At 68.8% G+C, this 17,025-nt stretch carries 10 protein-coding genes; 7 read left to right on the top strand and 3 right to left on the bottom strand.

All coding sequences use genetic code 11. The features are described 5' to 3' along the window. Nucleotides 1–22 precede the first annotated feature (22 nt). Both QMK28_RS05410 and QMK28_RS05405 read left to right on the top strand, forming a co-directional pair. Nucleotides 23–1,141, top strand: a complete 1,119-nt coding sequence (locus QMK28_RS05410) for a lipid II:glycine glycyltransferase FemX (RefSeq protein WP_326435827.1) — start codon at nucleotides 23–25, stop codon at nucleotides 1,139–1,141. An 89-nt stretch (nucleotides 1,142–1,230) separates the two neighbouring features. Beyond that, the gene (locus QMK28_RS05405; RefSeq protein ID WP_326435826.1) at nucleotides 1,231–2,262 is read left to right on the top strand and encodes an alanine racemase; all 1,032 of its coding nucleotides are present in this window, start codon (nucleotides 1,231–1,233) and stop codon (nucleotides 2,260–2,262) included. A 158-nt stretch (nucleotides 2,263–2,420) separates the two neighbouring features. Here QMK28_RS05405 and QMK28_RS05400 read toward each other — a convergent pair whose 3' ends face one another. Beyond that, nucleotides 2,421–3,953 (bottom strand): glycosyltransferase family 87 protein, encoded by a 1,533-nt coding sequence (locus QMK28_RS05400; protein WP_326435825.1) that lies wholly within the window; start codon nucleotides 3,951–3,953, stop codon nucleotides 2,421–2,423. A gap of 116 nt (nucleotides 3,954–4,069) precedes the next feature. Next, nucleotides 4,070–6,679 (bottom strand): transglycosylase domain-containing protein, encoded by a 2,610-nt coding sequence (locus tag QMK28_RS05395; RefSeq protein WP_326435824.1) that lies wholly within the window; start codon nucleotides 6,677–6,679, stop codon nucleotides 4,070–4,072. 369 nt (nucleotides 6,680–7,048) lie between these two features. On the opposite strand from QMK28_RS05395, the gene QMK28_RS05390 reads away from it, so the two are divergent. The 3 genes from QMK28_RS05390 to QMK28_RS05380 all read left to right on the top strand — a co-directional run bounded on the left by QMK28_RS05390 (nucleotide 7,049) and on the right by QMK28_RS05380 (nucleotide 10,353). Continuing rightward, entirely contained in the window at nucleotides 7,049–7,765 is a 717-nt protein-coding gene (locus tag QMK28_RS05390) for a PadR family transcriptional regulator (RefSeq protein ID WP_326435823.1), read from the top strand. 49 nt (nucleotides 7,766–7,814) lie between these two features. Beyond that, nucleotides 7,815–8,897 (top strand): inositol-3-phosphate synthase, encoded by a 1,083-nt coding sequence (locus tag QMK28_RS05385; RefSeq protein WP_326435822.1) that lies wholly within the window; start codon nucleotides 7,815–7,817, stop codon nucleotides 8,895–8,897. Between the two features lie 163 nt (nucleotides 8,898–9,060). Continuing rightward, the gene (locus QMK28_RS05380; RefSeq protein WP_326435821.1) at nucleotides 9,061–10,353 is read left to right on the top strand and encodes an MFS transporter; all 1,293 of its coding nucleotides are present in this window, start codon (nucleotides 9,061–9,063) and stop codon (nucleotides 10,351–10,353) included. A gap of 191 nt (nucleotides 10,354–10,544) precedes the next feature. Here QMK28_RS05380 and QMK28_RS05375 read toward each other — a convergent pair whose 3' ends face one another. Next, complete coding sequence (locus tag QMK28_RS05375; RefSeq protein ID WP_326435820.1) at nucleotides 10,545–12,020, bottom strand: CCA tRNA nucleotidyltransferase; 1,476 nt, start codon at nucleotides 12,018–12,020, stop codon at nucleotides 10,545–10,547. Nucleotides 12,021–12,190: 170 nt separating this feature from the next. Between QMK28_RS05375 and QMK28_RS05370 the strand changes: the two genes are divergently transcribed. Beyond that, entirely contained in the window at nucleotides 12,191–14,551 is a 2,361-nt protein-coding gene (locus QMK28_RS05370; RefSeq protein WP_326435819.1) for a DUF6049 family protein, read from the top strand. A gap of 45 nt (nucleotides 14,552–14,596) precedes the next feature. Further along, nucleotides 14,597–17,023 carry a murein biosynthesis integral membrane protein MurJ gene (gene murJ / locus QMK28_RS05365; RefSeq protein ID WP_326435818.1) on the top strand — a complete coding sequence of 809 codons (2,427 nt, stop codon included), beginning with the start codon at nucleotides 14,597–14,599 and terminating at the stop codon, nucleotides 17,021–17,023. Nucleotides 17,024–17,025: the final 2 nt, after the last annotated feature.

Raw genomic sequence — 17,025 nt, 5'->3', positions numbered from 1 at the left:
CGCCTGCCGAGGAGCGCCCCGCATGAGCCTGACCCTGAGGACCATCAGCCGAGAGCAGCATCTGGCGTACATCCAGAGTCTGCCCGCGGCGAGCCACATGCAGGTCCCGGCCTGGGCCGATGTCAAGGCGGAGTGGCGCTCGGAGAGCCTGGGCTGGTTCGACGCCGCCGGTGAGCTCGTCGGCGCCGGCCTCGTCCTTTACCGCCAATTGCCCAAGATCAAGCGCTACCTGGCCTATCTGCCCGAAGGACCAGTGATCAACTGGCACGCGCCGAACCTGGATGACTGGCTGCAGCCGATGCTCGCGCATCTCAAGCAGCAGGGCGCCTTCTCCGTGAAGATGGGCCCGCCAGTGATCATCCGGCGCTGGGACGCCGTCGCTATCAAGGCCGGCATCCAGAACCCCGAGGTCAAGCGGCTGCGCGACGTCGAGGCCACCCACATCGAGCCGCGCGCCTTCGAGGTGGCCGACCGGCTGCGCCGGATGGGCTGGCAGCAGAGCGAGGACGGCGGCGCCGGTTTCGGCGACGTCCAGCCGCGCTATGTCTTCCAGGTCCCGCTGGAGAACCGCTCGCTGGAGGATGTCCAGAAGGGCTTCAACCAGCTGTGGCGCCGCAACATCAAGAAGGCCGAGAAGGCCGGTGTCGAGGTCGTCCAGGGCAGCTACGAGGACCTGGCGACCTGGCAGCAGCTCTACGAGGTGACCGCCGAGCGCGACCACTTCCGGCCCCGCCCGCTGAGCTACTTCCAGCGCATGTGGACAGCGCTCAACTCCGAGGACCCCAACCGGATGCGGCTGTACTTCGCCGTGCACGAAGGGGAGGCGGTCGCTGCCGCCACCATGCTGATCGTGGGCGGCCACGTCTGGTATTCCTACGGCGCCTCGGCCAACCACAAGCGTGAGGTCCGGCCGTCCAACGCCATGCAGTGGCGGATGATGCGCGACGCCTTCGCACTCGGCGCGAGCGTGTACGACCTGCGCGGCATCAGCGACTCGCTGGACGAGACCGACCATCTCTTCGGCCTCATCCAGTTCAAGGTCGGCACCGGTGGGCAGGCGGCGGAGTATCTCGGAGAGTGGGACTTCCCACTCAACAAGCTGCTCCACAAGGCGCTCGACATGTACATGTCCCGCCGCTGACGCCCCGCCCGACCGACTTCCCGACCGACTGCTCGTCTCCCACATACCTCTGATACACCGCAGCCACGAGAAAGGTCCCGGGACCGGCCATGGCGCTCACCCTGTACGTCGACACCGCGCGCTGGCGAGCGCACCAGCAGACCGTGATCCAGCAGTTCCCTGGCATAGTCCCGGTCTGCAAGGGCAACGGATACGGCTTCGGGCACGAACGGCTGGCCGAAGAGACCGCCCGCTTCGGCTCCGACATCCTCGCCGTCGGCACCACCTACGAAGCAGCCCGGATGAAGGACTTCTTCAGCGGCGACCTGCTCGTCCTCACCCCTTTCCGGCTGGGCGAGGAGCCCGTACCGCTGCCGGACCGCGCGATCCGTTCGGTCTCCTCGGTGGAAGGCGTACGCGGCCTCGTCGGCGCTCGCGTCGTCATCGAGGTCATGAGCAGCATGAAGCGGCACGGCGTCAGCGCCGGGGACCTGCCCAAGCTGCACGCCGCGATCGAGGACGTACGGCTCGAAGGCTTCGCCATACACCTGCCCCTGGACCGGATGGACGGGTCCGACGCGGTGGAGGAGGTCATCGGCTGGATGGACCGGCTGCGCAACGCCCGGCTGCCGCTCCACACCATGTTCGTCAGCCACCTCAAGTCCAACGAACTGGCCCGCCTCGCGCAGCAGTTCCCGCAGACCCGCTTCCGGGCCCGGATCGGCACCCGGCTGTGGCTCGGGGACCACGAGGCGACCGAGTACCGCGGCGCGGTCCTCGACGTCACCCAGGTCTCCAAGGGCGACCGCTTCGGCTACCGCCAGCAGAAGGTGGCCTCGGACGGCTATCTGGTCGTGGTGGCCGGCGGCACCTCCCACGGCGTCGGCCTCGAAGCCCCCAAAGCGCTGCACGGCATGATGCCGCGCGCCAAGGGCGTGGCGAGGGCGGGTCTCGCGACGGTCAACCGCAACCTGTCGCCCTTCGTCTGGGCGGGCAAGCAGCGCTGGTTCGCCGAGCCCCCGCACATGCAGGTCTCCATCCTCTTCGTGCCGGCCGACGCGCCGGAGCCGACCGTGGGCGAGGAGCTGGTGGCCCACCTGCGGCACACGACGACGCAGTTCGACCGTGTGATGGATCGCTGACCGGCCCAGGCACCCAGGACCGTACGAACAGCGCGACGGCCGTACGAGGCAGCAAAGCCTCGTACGGCCGTCGCGCTGTCCAGGCTGAGCGGTTCGCGCTGAGCGGTTCGCGCTGAGCCGTTCGCGCTGAACGCGAAGTGATCAGCGAACCGGCAGCCTCACTCGCTACGAGCGGACTGCCCCAACCCGCTCTGCGAAGCACCCCTGCGAGAAGTGCCCCACCGGACCGACTGCCCCTCGAAATGGGCCGCGTGCCGGGCCCGCGACGTCTCTCCCAGCACGAACGCGTCGGCGGCCTGGTCCAGCACTCCCCCCGAGGGATCGTCGGAACCGTCCCGGCGCACCACGTCCCGCTCGGGCAGCAGTGCGTCCCGCACCACCACCGCGCACAGGTACAGCGTCCCCAGCAGATGCACCAGGATGGCCAGTTGGTAGCCCTCCATCGGCAGGCCCTGGTGCTTGTCGCCGCTGGACGTGTACGCGAGGTGCGCCCAGATGCCCAGGAAGTACAGGACCTCGCACGTCTGCCAGATCAGGAAGTCCCGCCAGCGCGGCCGGGCCAGCGCCGCCAGCGGAATCAACCACAGTACGTACTGCGGCGAATAGACCTTGTTCATCAGGATGAAGGCCGCGACGACCAGGAACGCCAGCTGGGCGAAGCGCGGACGCCGGGGCGCGTACAGCGTGAGCGCGCCGATCGCCAGGCAGCCCAGCAGCGTCAGCCCGGTGGCGTACGTGTTGGCGTTGTCGAGGGGGTTCCCGGTGCGCTGGGAGATGATCAGCCAGAACGATCCGAAGTCGACCGGCCGCTCCTGGCTGAAGGTGTAGAACTTCGACCAGCCGTCCCAGGCGCCCAGCATCACCGGCACGTTCACCACCAGCCAGGCCCCCACCGCCCCGCCCAGCGCCATCCCGAAGGCCCGCAGGCGTCCCGCGCGCAGGCACAGCACGAACAGCGGGCCGAGCAGCAGCACCGGATAGAGCTTGGCCGCGGTCGCCAGTCCGATCAGCACGCCCGTCGCGAGCGGCCGGCTCCGTGACCACATGAGCATCGAGGCGGCGGTGAGCGCTACCGCGAGCAGATCCCAGTTGATGGTGGCGGTCAGCGCGAGAGCGGGGGCCAGCGCGATCAGCAGCGCGTCCCACGGGCGGCGGCGGTGCGTACGGGCCACGCAGACCGCGATGACGGCCGTGCAGACCATCAACAGCCCGGCGTTGATCAGCCAGTAGATCTGCTCGCGGTGCTGGATGCTGCCGCCGTCCGGCGTGCGCCAGGCCGCGACCTCCATGAACAGCCCGGTGAGCACCGGGTATTCGAGGTACTTCATATCACCGGGGAGCTTGTCGAAGTACGGGATGCGCCCGTCGGAGAAGCCGCGCCCGGAGAAGAGGTGCGGGATGTCGGAGTAGCAGGCGTGGGTGTACTGGCTGCTGGCGCCGAAGAACCAGCCGCCGTTGTAACACGGCAGCTTCTGCAGCATCCCGAGCGCGAACATGCCGATGGCCAGCAAGGCGATGATCCGCACCGGTGTCCACCAACTGCGCCCGAACAGCGCCCGCCGGCCGACCGGACCGCCGATCAGTTCGCTGCCGGCCGCGGCCACCTCGTCCTCGACGGTGGGCCGCACCGGCCGTCCCGAGGCGGAGGCAGAGGCGGAGGCGCTGGTGTGGGGGGCACGCACGCTCGTCATGGGTCACATCCTGCCGTACGGGCCGGGGACAACGGCGAAGGCCGCCGCACCGGAGTGCGACGGCCTTCGCCGGGCCTGCGGAGCCCCCGGTTCGGGGGTCGGCTCAGCGACCTGCGTCAGTTCTCTTTGCGGGAGCCGGCCGGACCGCCGAAGATGCCTCCGCCGCCGTCCGGATTCCCGGCTCCGCCGTCGCCGCCCGGAGGTGGTGAACTCCCGCCGTCGCCGCCGCCCGGGTCGCCGCTCGCCCCGCCGTCTTGGTTGCATTCAACGTCCGCCGGGGCACAGGACTCGCTCGGGGTCTCCGAGGGAGTCTCGCTCGGGGTCCCTGACGGGGTCTCGCTCGGAGGCGTCTCCGAAGGAGTCTCGGACGGGGTCTCCGCGGGAGGCGTGGTCGGTGTCGGCACCGGTACGCCCTCCTGGTCGACCTTGCTGCCGATGGGGCCCGGTTCGGGGAACGGCTCGGTCTTCTGCCCGCGCAGCGCCGACATCATGTAGTCGGTCCAGATCTCGGTCGGGATGGCGCCACCGTGGATGGAGTCGAAGCCACCCGTACCGTTCATGGAAAGCAGCTTCCGGCTCTCCGGGTCCGTGCGGAACATGGTGACCGAGGTCGACAGCTGCGGGGTGTAGCCGACGAACCACGCCGACTTGTTCTTGTCGGTGGTGCCGGTCTTGCCGGCCGCCGGGCGGCCCAGCTTCTTCGCGCCCTGCGCGGTGCCGTTCTGGACGACGTTCTCCAGCACCTTGGTCACATTGTCCGCGATGTTCGCGTCCATCGCCGACTGCGGCTTGGGATGCGAGAAGCCCTCCACCTCCACGCCCCTGCGCTTCACCGACTCGACCGAGTACGGCTCCAGGTGGGTACCGGAGTTGGCGAAGGTCCCGTAGGAGTCGGCCATCCGGATCGCGCTCGGGGTCGACGTTCCGAGGGAGTAGGACGCGTTGAGAGTGTCCATGCTCTCCTGCAGGATGCCGGTCCGCTTGGCGACGTCCCGCACGTTCCGCAGGCCCACGTCGATGCCGAGCTGGACGAACGGCGAGTTGACCGAGTCCTGCATCGCCTTCTGCAGCGTGATGAAGCCGTTGGCCTTGGTGCTCTCGTTCTTCTGCCGGAACGGATTGCCGTCCGCGTCCCGGATGTCCGCGCCGTTGTCGTCCTTGATCTTGATCAAGTCATTGCCGTTGTACCGGCTCTGCGGCGAGATGGGCTCGCGCCCGCTCTTGCGCGTCCCGTATTCCATGGCCGCCGCCAGGACGTACGGCTTCCAGGTGGAGCCGACGGGGATACCCGAGGTGTCGGCGTTGTTGTTGAAGTGTTTCTGGTCGTAGCCCTCGCCACCGTAAATGGCGACGATCTTCCCGGTGTCCGGTACGACCGACGCCCCGCCGAACTGGACGTGTTGGTCCTTGTCACGCTTCTTCGCGTCGATGTACTGCTTGTGCGCCTGCTTGGCGGCCTTTCCCAGAGCCCTGGTCTTCTTTTCATCGAAGGTCGTATGGATCTGGTAGCCGCCCTGGGCCAATTTGTCCGGTGAGATGTCGGCCTGCTTGGTGACGTACTTCTGCGCCGTCTCCACCAGGTATCCGGTCTGACCGGACAGGCCGGAGTTCGCCTTGGAGTCCTCGACCTTGGGGAACTTCTTGTACTTGGCGCGCTCCGCCTGATCGATCCGCCCGATCGTGGCCTCGCGGTCCAAGGTCCACTTCCAGCGGTTGTACGCCCGCTTGGAGTTCAGCTCCGGGGTGGCGTTGTCGCCGATACCACCGGAAGGGTCGTAGAGGTTCGGCCCGTTGAGCGTGGCCGAGAGGAAGGCGGTCTGGTCCCGCGTCAATTTCTCGGCGTCGACGGCGAAATACGCCTGAGCCGCGGCCTGGATCCCGTAGGCGCCGCGCCCGTAATAGGCGGTGTTGAGATATCCCGCGATGATCTCGGGCTTCTTTACGGTCGCCCCGACCCTTATCGAGATGAACAGCTCTTTGACCTTACGGTTGAGCGTCTGCTCCTGGGAGAGCATGGCGTTCTTCACATACTGCTGGGTGATGGTCGAACCACTCTGGGTGTCGCCGCCCTTCGCCATATTGAAGACCGCTCGCGCGATGCCCTTGGGGTCGACGCCCGCGTCGTCCTCGAAGGTCGCGTTCTCCGCCGCGATCACCGCGTCCCGCATGGACTTGGGGATCTTGTCGTACGGCAGGATCTGCCGGTTGGTCTCACCACCCGTCGCGGCCATCTGTGTGCCGTCGGACCAGTAGTAGACGTTGTTCTCGGCCTTGGCCGTGGCGTCCACGTCGGGAACGTCGACCATCGCCAGTGCGATGCCCGCACCTCCCAGGATCAACGCGAAGAACGTGAGGCACGACCCGAGGACCTGCTTCCAGGACGGTACAAAGCGTCGCGCCCCGTCCCGGTCCGAGCGCGGGTAATCGATGAAGCGCTTCTTCGGGCGGTCGGAGCCACCCCGGCCGCGCCCGCGGCCGGTGCTCTCGTGGCCGCCCGCTCCGCCGCCGGCGCGACGGCCGCCGCCGTGTCCACCTCGGCCACCGCCGCTCGCCGGGGCGGCAGGTTCGGCGGACCGGCGGCGGCCGCCACTGGCGCCACCGCCGGTTGTGTCACTGCGTGACGGCGTGGCGCGGCGGCCGGATGGCTGTTGCTGGGCCGCGCGCCGGGCCGCGGCGCGTCCTCCGCCGCCTTCCGGCTGCGGCGGTTTGCGACGGTGCTCGCTCATGGAACGACTACTCCTCGGGCAGGCGCTATCTATCGCCTGAAGGCGGCAGTTGACTTCAGGTCCCCCCGATGCGCGGCCCGTCCAGAAGCGACAGGCCGCACGTCACCCGGGACGACGACGCTCAAGAGCGTCACATGGTTCCCGGTGCTCTGCATTCCGCACACCTTACGCACGGCCAAAACCTGCCCGCTGCGGATGTTCAGGCGAAACCAGGCAGGTGTACGTCCCACGAATCAGTGATGTGACGCCGTTCACCCTGCCCCCTCTTGTACAAGCCGGACGGCCGTTCTATCGTCTGGATGTATCGAGTCGATACATCGGCTCGGCATAAGGGACGCACGACAGGCACATCGAACAGGAAGGCGGAGGATGAGCCGACGATCCGGCATCCTTGAGTTCGCCGTCCTCGGCCTGCTGCGTGAGTCCCCCATGCACGGCTATGAGCTGCGCAAACGCCTCAACACCTCACTCGGGGTGTTCCGGGCGTTCAGCTACGGCAGCCTGTATCCCTGCCTCAAGACGCTGGTCGGCCAGGGATGGTTGATCGAGGAGCCCGGCAGCGCCCCGGCGGAGGCCCTCGCGGCTTCCCTCGCCGGACGCCGGGCGAAAATCGTCTACCGGTTGACGGCGGAGGGCAAGGAGCACTTCGAGGAATTGCTCGCCCACACCGGCCCGGAAGCGTGGGAGGACGAGCACTTCGGTGTCCGCTTCGCCTTCTTCGGGCAGACCTCGCGCGACGTACGGATGCGGGTGCTGGAAGGCCGCCGCAGCCGGCTGGAGGAGCGCCTCGACAAGATGCGCGCCTCCCTGGCCCGTACCCGCGAACGGCTGGACGACTACACCCTCGAGCTGCAGCGGCACGGCATGGAGTCGGTCGAGCGGGAAGTCCGCTGGCTGAACGAGCTGATCGAAAGCGAGCGGGCCGGGCGCGAGCAGCGCGGCGGGCCCGCAGAGCAGAACCGGTCCCCGGACCAGTCCCAGGACCGGTCACAGAACCAACCGCAGGACCAGTCAGAAGAAACGGGCGGCCTGCCCCGGCATCGGGGGAGTTCCCGGCCGGACCCGTCCGACGACACCGCCAAGTGATGCCCTGCACACCGCAGAGCGTCATTTTCACACACAGGGAGCATCCGGAATGGGTTCGGTTCGCGTAGCCATCGTCGGCGTAGGCAACTGCGCCGCCTCGCTGGTACAGGGCGTCGAGTTCTACAAGGACGCCGACCCGGACAGTCGTGTGCCCGGGCTCATGCACGTGCGCTTCGGCGAGTACCACGTGAGTGACATCGAATTCGTGGCCGCCTTCGACGTCGACGCGAAGAAGGTCGGCCTCGACCTCGCGGACGCCATCGGCGCCAGCGAGAACAACACCATCAAGATCTGTGACGTGCCGTCCACCGGCCTCACGGTGCAGCGAGGTCACACCCTCGACGGTCTCGGCAAGTACTACCTCGAGACCATCGAGCAGTCCGCCGAGGAGCCGGTGGACATCGTCAAGGCGCTCAAGGACACCAAGGCCGACGTCCTGGTCTGTTACCTCCCGGTCGGCTCCGAGGACGCTGCGAAGTTCTACGCGCAGTGCGCCATCGACGCCAAGGTCGCCTTCGTCAACGCTCTGCCGGTCTTCATCGCCGGTACCAAGGAGTGGGCGGACAAGTTCACCGAGGCGGGCGTGCCGATCGTCGGTGACGACATCAAGTCGCAGGTCGGCGCCACCATCACGCACCGCGTGATGGCGAAGCTCTTCGAGGACCGGGGCGTCATCCTGGACCGCACGATGCAGCTGAACGTCGGCGGCAACATGGACTTCAAGAACATGCTCGAGCGTGACCGCCTCGAGTCCAAGAAGATCTCGAAGACGCAGGCCGTCACCTCGCAGATCCGCGACCGCGACATGGGCGCCGACAACGTCCACATCGGCCCGTCGGACTACGTGGCCTGGCTGGACGACCGCAAGTGGGCGTACGTCCGCCTGGAGGGCCGCGCCTTCGGCGAGGTCCCGCTGAACCTGGAGTACAAGCTCGAGGTCTGGGACTCCCCGAACTCGGCCGGCATCATCATCGACGCCGTGCGCGCCGCGAAGATCGCCAAGGACCGGGGCATCGGCGGCCCGATTCTCTCCGCGTCCTCGTACTTCATGAAGTCCCCGCCGGTGCAGTTCTTCGACGACGAGGCTCGTGAGAACGTCGAGAAGTTCATCAGCGGCGAGATCGAGCGCTGAGCCGACCCCTGGGGCGGGCCAGGGACCAGGCGCTGGACCGGCCGACGGGCCGGACACCGAACAGCTCCTGATCCCCGATCGAACCCGCCGCTCGGCGAACGCATGACAGTGGGCCCCACGGACAACACGTCCGGGGGCCCGCTGTCATGTGAAGCTTGGCGCCATGCCCGTGGTCCGCGATCTTCGTACGCTGCTGCGGCTGCCCGATTTCCGGCGGCTGCTGATCGTCCGCCTGCTCTCCCAGTCGGCCGACGGCGTCTATCAGGTCGCGCTCGCCACCTATGTCGTCTTCTCACCGGAGAAGGTGACGTCCCCGGCTGCCATCGCCTCGGCGATGGCCGTGCTGCTGCTCCCCTACTCGCTCCTCGGCCCCTTCGCGGGCGTCCTGCTGGACCGCTGGCGACGCCGCCAGGTCCTGCTGTACGGGAACCTCCTGCGCGCTCTGCTGGCCGCCTGCACCGCCGCCCTGGTCCTTGCCGGGGCCGCTGACTGGCTCTTCTACGTCTCCGCGCTCTCCGTGACGGCCGTCAACCGCTTTGTGCTGTCCGGCCTCTCGGCAGCCCTCCCGCATGTAGTGGGTGACCAGGAGCGTCTCGTCACGGCCAACTCCCTGTCCCCGACGGCGGGGACGCTGGCGGCGACCGCGGGCGGCGGCCTGGCCTTCGCGGTCCGCTTCGCGGCCCCCGCCGGCGCGGACGCCGACGCGGTGGTGGTGCTCGTCGGCGCGGCGATCTACCTCTGCGCGGGGCTCTCCGCCCTGCTCATGACCGCGACCTTGCTCGGCCCCGCCCCACTCCGGCTCCAACCGAGCTTCCGTGCCGCCCTGGCCGGCACGGCGAGTGGCCTGGGCGCCGGACTGCGCCACTTGGCCGAACGGCCCGCCGCCGCCCGCGCACTGCTCGCGATGACCCTCATGCGCTTCTGCTACGGCGCACTGACGGTCATGGTCCTGATGCTGTGCCGGTACGCCTGGACGGACAGCGCTCCCGGCGACGCGGGCGGGAGCGGCTCCGACGGCCTGGCGCTGCTGGGCCTCGCGGTCGGCCTCTCGGGCGCGGGATTCTTCGCGGCGGCGGTGCTCACTCCATGGGGGGTCGGCCGGCTCGGCCCCTTCGGCTGGATCGCCGCCTGCGCGGCCGCGGCGACGGTCCTGGAGCCGGCACTCGGCCTGTCCTTCGCACCCGCGCCCGTCCTGGCCGCCGCGCTCGTCCTGGGACTCGTCACCCAGGGGGCGAAGATCGCCACCGACACCGTTGTGCAGTCATCGATCGACGACGCCTTCCGCGGCCGGATCTTCTCCCTCTACGACGTTCTCTTCAATGTCGCCTTCGTGGCCGCCGCCGGGGTCTCCGCCCTGATGCTGCCGCCCGACGGGCGCTCGGCCGTACTGGTCGTCCTCGTCGCCCTCATCTACACGACCGTCGCCGCCGCCACGTACGGGTTCAAGCGGCGATAGGCGTCGGCGTTCGTCATGAGGTGCGTACGTCATGCGGTGCGTACGTCATGGCGCGTTGTTTCACGTGAAACAACGCCCCTCATCGCGTACGCACCTCGCAAGGCTGCCTCGCCTCCCATGGACGGCCCACGAAGAAGCGGTGGTGTGTTTCACGTGAAACACACCACCGCCCCGGATCGGTCCGCGCGGGATCAGCCCTGCGCCGCCCACCACTCCTTGAGCGCCTCGATCGCCTCGTCCCGCTCCATAGGACCGCACTCCAGCCGCAGCTCCAGCAGGTGCTTGTACGCCTGGCCGATCTGCGGGCCCGGTCCGACGCCGAGGATCTTCATGATCTCGTTGCCGTCCAGATCGGGCCGGATCGAGTCCAGCTGCTCCTGCTCCTGAAGCTGCGCGATGCGCTCCTCCAGCCCGTCGTACGCCCGGGAGAGCGCGTTCGCCTTGCGCTTGTTGCGGGTGGTGCAGTCCGAGCGGGTCAGCTGGTGCAGCCGCTCCAGCTGCGGGCCGGCGTCCCGCACATAGCGGCGGACCGCCGAGTCCGTCCACTCGCCCGTCCCGTAGCCGTGGAAGCGCAGATGCAGCTCGACCAGCCGCGAGACCTCCTTCACCAGGTCGTTCGAGTACTTGAGCCGCGTCATCAGCGCCTTGGTCATCTTGGCGCCCACCACCTCGTGGTGATGGAAGGAGACCCGGCCGTCGTCCTCGAAACGGCGCGTCTTCGGCTTGCCGACGTCGTGCAGCAGCGCGGCGAGCCGCAGCACCAGGTCAGGCCCGTCCTGCTCCAGGTCGATGGCCTGTTCCAGCACCGTCAGCGAGTGCTCGTAGACGTCCTTGTGCCGGTGATGCTCATCGCTCTCCAGCCGCAGCGCCGGCAGCTCCGGGAGTACCCGGTCGGCCAGCCCGGTGTCGACGAGCAGCTTCAGTCCCTTGCGCGGGTCCCCGGACAGCAGGAGCTTGTTGAACTCCTCCCGGACCCGCTCCGCCGAGACGATGTCGATGCGGTCCGCCATCGCCTCCATCGCGGCTACGACGTCCGGCGCGACCTCGAAGTCCAGCTGCGCCGCGAAGCGCGCGGCCCGCATCATCCGCAGCGGGTCGTCGGAGAACGAGTCCTCCGGGGTGCCCGGAGTGCGCAGCACACGTGCCGCGAGGTCCTCCAGGCCGCCGTGCGGATCGATGAACTCCTTCTCGGGGAGCGCGACGGCCATCGCGTTCACGGTGAAGTCGCGGCGCACGAGGTCTTCCTCGATCGACTCGCCGTAGGAGACCTCGGGCTTCCGCGAGGTCCGGTCGTAGGACTCCGAGCGGTAGGTGGTCACCTCGATCAGGAAATCGAGCTTGCGGCAGCCGACCGTCCCGAAGGCGATTCCGACCTCCCACACCGAGTCCGCCCACGGTTTGACGATCTTGAGAACGTCTTCCGGCCTGGCCTCCGTAGTGAAGTCCAGATCGTTACCGAGTCGGCCGAGCAGGGCGTCGCGGACCGATCCGCCGACCAGGGCGAGCGTGAAACCGGCCTCCTGGAATCGGCGAGCGAGGTCGTCAGCGACGGGGGACACCCGTAGCAGCTCACTCACGGCGCGGCGTTGCACCTGGTTGAGCGCGTTGGTCGACTGGGGAGCCTGCGAGGGCTGTGGGATCGGGATGTCATTGTTGGCGTTCGGCACAACAGAAAAGGGTACGTGGCCGCGCCGCCCCGAGCGTCCTTCTTTTGGCGTCACCCGATACCTCGGCGATCATGTGGACCACTCCCCAGCACTTCGCCGCAGCGAGCATCGTTACCATTCGTGGACGCACGATCCAACCACCACTGACGACGACTAGGGATGGCGAACGCGTGGCCGAGGCGGCAGAGTTCCAGGGGGCGCGTTCAGCACCTGCCCGCCAATGGTTGCGGCGCGGTGCCGCACTGCTGGCGGGTGCGCCCCTGATCGTCGGATTGCTGCAGCTGTCGGCTGCCGGACCGGTCCGCGCGGACGGCGGCGCCACCGGGTCCCGCACCGTGGATGTATCCCTCGACACACTGTCGCCGACCGCGCCGACGAAGAGCGACACGCTCAGCGTCACCGGGCGGGTGACCAATGACGGAGACTCCACGATCACCGGCGCGCATGTCGGGCTGCGCCTGGGGTCATCGCCCCTGAGCGGCCCCAGCGCGATCGACGACGCCGCCAAGCGCACCGGCTTCTCGTACATCGACGGCACGGAGATCAGCGGCAAGCACATCGTGAAGATCGCCAAGCTGGCGCCCGGTGTCAGCCGGTCCTTCAGCATCACCGTCCCCGTGAATGACCTGGGGCTGGGCAGCGCCGGTGTCTACCAGCTCGGGGTGTCCCTGAGCGGGCAGACGCAGGCCCAGCGGTACGACCAGGTGCTGGGGATCGAGCGGACCTTCCTGCCGTGGCAGCCCTCCGCGGCAGCCAAGAAGACCAAGCTCACGTTCATGTGGCCGCTGATCTCCAGCACCCACCTCACAGCCGAGACGGGCGCCGACGAGGCGCAGACGCCGATCTTCAAGGACGACAAGCTCGCCGCGGAGCTCGCGCCCGGCGGACGACTGCAGCAACTGGTCTCGCTGGGCAAGAACCTCCCCGTCACCTGGGTCGTCGACCCGGACCTGCTCGCGACGGTCGACGCGATGACGCACAGCTACAAGGTCGGGGGGCCGGACAACCGCACGGCGGGCAAGAATCAGGCCGTGGCCCGCAAGTGGATGAGTGATCTGCAGAACGCGGTGGAGGGCGGCGAGGTCGTCGCGCTGCCGTTCGCGGACCCCGACCTGGCCTCCATCGCGCACCGCGGCAAGAAGGTGTCGGGAACGCTCGGCCAGCTTCAGCCGGCCACTGATCGTGTCAGTGCGACGGTCGGCACGACCCTCCAGGTCAAGCCGCGCACCGACTTCGCCTGGCCCGTCGACGGCGCGGTGGACCCGTCGATCATCGATGTCGCGACCTCCGCGGGCGCCCACACCGTCATCGCCCGCAGCGACAGTTTCCGCGAGACCGGCGGGCTGCCCTACACCCCCACGGCCGCACGCCCCATCGGCGGCGGCAATACGGCTGTGGTCGCCGACGCACGGCTCTCCCGCGCCTTCCAGGGCGACATGACGCGCGCCGGCAACTCCACGTCGGCCGTACAGAAGTTCCTGGCCCAGACACTGGCGATCACCCAGCAGACGAACAAGCAGCGGAGCATCGTGGTCGCCCCGCAGCGGATGCCTTCCGCCAGCCAGGCGCAGGCGATGGCACAAGCGCTCAGGGGACTCGAGTCCGGCCGCTGGACGGAGCCGCTGAGCCTGGGCAACGCGGCGAAGGCCAAGCCCGACCCGGGCGCGACCCGCCGGGTGCCGGGGAGCGCCTCGTACCCCGCCTCGCTGCGCAAGCAGGAGCTGCCGACCCAGGCGTTCCGGGAGACCCAGGAGACCCAGAAAGTCCTGGAGAGCTTCAAGAAGATCCTCTCCGAGAAGGACCGCGTCGTCACCCCGTTCGGCAACGCGATCAGCCGCGACCTGTCCACGGAGTGGCGCGGCGACCCACGCGGGTCGCAGAAGTTCCGGAACTCCGTGCGGGCCTATCTCATGGGGCTCACCAAGAAGGTGAGCCTGATCCAGAAGTCGGCCGCGACGCTGTCGGGACGCAGCGCGACGATCCCGGTGACCGTGCAGAACAACCTCGTGCAGCAGGTCAAGAATCTGGACCTGGTGCTCACCTCCAACCAGCCGAACCGCCTCGACCCCGGCGATCCACAGCCGGTCACGATCGAGGGCGGCCACAGCCAGTCGGTGAAGTTCGAGACCACGGCCAACGCGAACGGTCCCGTGCAAGTGACCGCGCAGCTGTACACCAAGGACGGCACACCGTACGGCGCGCCGATGATCTTCGAAGTCGAGGCCACCGAGATCACCGCGACCGTGATGCTCGTCATCGCGGGCGGCCTGCTCCTGCTGGTGCTCGCCGGCGTCCGGCTCTACCTCCAGCGCAAGCGGGCCGTAGCCCGCAAGGCCGCGAACCAGGAGGGCGACGACGGCGCCGGGAGCGGTACCGCCGATAACGGCGGGGGCGGCGGGACGGATAGCGACGACGACGGAGAAGACGCTTCCCCGGACGACGACGGGCCCGGGCAACTGGGCGACCCGTCGGCGGACACCGGTTCGGAAAGCGCCGGCCCGTCCGGCTCAGGTGAGAAAGTGGATCGTTGAGGAAAGACCGGGCCGGTCGGCCGCGGACGATGAGGTGGGGTAGCGATGAACGCGCCGTACGACGGTGACCGCGGCCAGGGTCCGGGCAGCGACCCTGCGGGTCGTGTCCCGCCGGGGCCCCCGAACCCGCAGGATCCGTACCCGCAGGACCCCTACGCGCGGGACCCGCGCATGCAGGATCCGGCAGGCCAGTACCCGGACGGTCAGAACCCGGCCGTCCCGGATCCGGCCGCTCAGGACCCCCGCGCCGGCGATCCGCGCGTACAGGATCCCGACGTCCCCGACCCCTATGTGCAGGACGCCTACGCCCACGATCCCTACCAGGCGCAGGACCCGGCCGCCGCGGACCCGGTGAACGAGGCCCTCTACGACCGGAGCGCGCACCCGCCGCCGCCCCCCGGCAGCTACCCACCGCCGCACCCGCTCTACCAGCAGCCCCCCTCGCCGCAGCACGCCCCTGACCCGCAGCTGTGGGCCCCGACGCCGCCGCCCGAGCCGGACGGACCCTCGCGCCATCTGCCGTACGGCGACGACGCGGCGACCACCCGGTTCGTGGGCGTCGACGACCTGATCAGCCGGGCCGCCGACGAGCGCCCCGAGCCGGACGCCTTCGCGCACCTCTTCCGGGACCAGCAGCCCTACGACTCACAGCAGCCCTACGACTCACAGCGGCCGTACGACTCGCAGCGCCCGCAGCAGCCCGCCCCGGAGTCCGGACCGCAGTCCGGGCCCCCCACAGCCCCGCAGTCGGCGCCGCTGTCAGCAGCCTCCGAGGAGTCCGAGCCCGAGCCTGCACCGGCTCCGATCGGCTCTCCCGCGGGGAAGAACGGCGGCGGCCGCGCGACGAGCGTGCTCAAGTCGAGCGCGGTGATGGCCGCGGGCACTCTGGTGTCCCGGCTCACCGGCTTCGTACGCCAACTGGTGATCACCGCGGCGATCGGCGCGGCCCTCCTCGGCGACTCCTACACCGTGGCCATGAACCTGCCCACGATGATCTTCATCCTGACCGTCGGCGGCGGCCTCAACTCCGTCTTCGTCCCGCAGCTCGTCCGCGCGATGAAGAACGACGACGACGGCGGCGAGGCGTACGCCAACCGGCTGCTCACCCTCGTGATGGTCATTCTCGCGCTGCTGGTGGCCGGCGCCGTGGTCGCCGCCCCCTGGCTCATCCGCGCGCTGTCGGTGACGATCGCCGACAACCCGGCCGCCAACGAAGTCGCGGTCACCTTCGCCCGCTACTGCCTGCCCACCATCTTCTTCATGGGCGTGCACGTGGTGATGGGGCAGGTCCTCAACGCTCGCGGCCGCTTCGGCGCGATGATGTGGACGCCCGTCCTCAACAACATCGTCGTGATCTTCACCTTCGGCATGTTCATCTGGGTCTACGGCACCGCGAGCACCTCCCACGTGGGCGTCACCACGATCACCCCTGAGGGCCTGCGGCTGCTCGGCATCGGCACCTTCCTCGGCCTCGCCGTCCAGGCGCTGGCGATGCTCCCGTATCTGAGCCAGGCGGGATTCAAGTTCCGGCCCCGCTTCGACTGGCGCGGCCACGGCCTCGGCAAGGCCGCCAAGCTCGCCAAGTGGACCGTCCTGTTCGTCCTAGCCAACCAGGCCGGCCTGCTCATCGTCACCCAGCTCGCCACCAGGGCCGGTGCCACAGCCGACAAACTGGGCTTCCCCGGCACCGGCATGATGGGCTACAACAACGCGTTCCTGATCTGGCAGATGCCACAGGCCATCATCACCGTCTCAGTGATGGCCGCACTGCTGCCGCGCATCTCCCGCTCGGCCCACGACGGCGACGTCGGCGCCGTCCGCGACGACATCTCGCACGGTCTGCGCACCTCGGCCGTCGCGATCGTCCCGCTCGCCTTCACCTTCGTGGCGCTCGGCATCCCGATGTGCACGCTGATGTTCTCGGCCTCGGGCGCCCAATCGGCCCAGTCCATGGGTTACATCCTGATGGCGTTCGGACTCGGGCTGATTCCCTACTCCATGCAGTACGTGGTGCTCCGCGGCTTCTACGCCTACGAGGACACCCGCACGCCCTTCTACAACACGGTGATCGTCGCCGCGTCCTGGGGCGCTCTGTCCGCCGTCTCCTACTTCGTGCTCCCTGCCCGCTGGGTGGTGGCGGGCATCGCGGCCTCGTACGGCCTGTCCTACGCCATCGGCGTAGGTGTCGCCTGGCAGCGGCTGCGCACGCGAATGGGCGGTGACCTGGACGGAGCACATGTCATCCGTACGTACGCCCGCCTCATCGGAGCCAGCCTCCCGGCCGCGATCGTCGCCGGAGCCATCGGTTACGCGGTCACCCAGGCACTGGGCAGCGACTTCCTCGGGTCCCTCGCAGCCCTGGTGGGCGGCGGAATCGGGCTCGTGGCGGTCTTCTACCTCGCGGCCAAGAAGATGCGCATCCAGGAGCTGACCGCCATGGTCGGCATGGTCCGAGGCCGGTTGGGCCGCTGACC

This window comes from Streptomyces sp. H27-D2, from assembly GCF_035828615.1.
GTDB lineage: Bacteria > Actinomycetota > Actinomycetes > Streptomycetales > Streptomycetaceae > Streptomyces.
This window is presented reverse-complemented; position numbering and strand designations above follow the sequence as displayed.